The organism is Stenotrophomonas sp. GbtcB23, from assembly GCF_019091045.1.
In the GTDB taxonomy this organism is placed as follows: Bacteria; Pseudomonadota; Gammaproteobacteria; order Xanthomonadales; family Xanthomonadaceae; genus Stenotrophomonas; species Stenotrophomonas rhizophila_A.
Genome location: NZ_JAGXKC010000763.1, coordinates 1 through 231, shown reverse-complemented (window position 1 = coordinate 231; position 231 = coordinate 1). Strand labels below are relative to the sequence as shown.

1 protein-coding gene is annotated in these 231 nt (G+C 65.8%); it reads left to right on the top strand.

The genetic code is table 11. From position 1 onward, the window contains the following. Nucleotides 1-231 (top strand): hypothetical protein (locus KVS69_RS20850; RefSeq protein WP_217540260.1); only part of this gene is annotated, 231 nt, incomplete at both ends.

The window sequence follows — 231 nt, the reverse complement described above, 5'->3', positions numbered from 1 at the left end:
CAGCGGACATCCTGGTCCAGCCCTCTCCCGATCTCCCCAAGGCCGAGGCGGAAGAGATCATCACCCGCTCCAACAGCCTGCAGAAGCGCGAGGCGGAATCGTGGATATTCTCCACGGACATCCGCGCGATCGTGGCCGACACACTCACCAGCCGGACGCAGCGGCAGCAACGCCAGGCGGTGGTGAACGACGCCTTCGGCACGCTTGCCGATGTGCAGCAACTGGGCACCC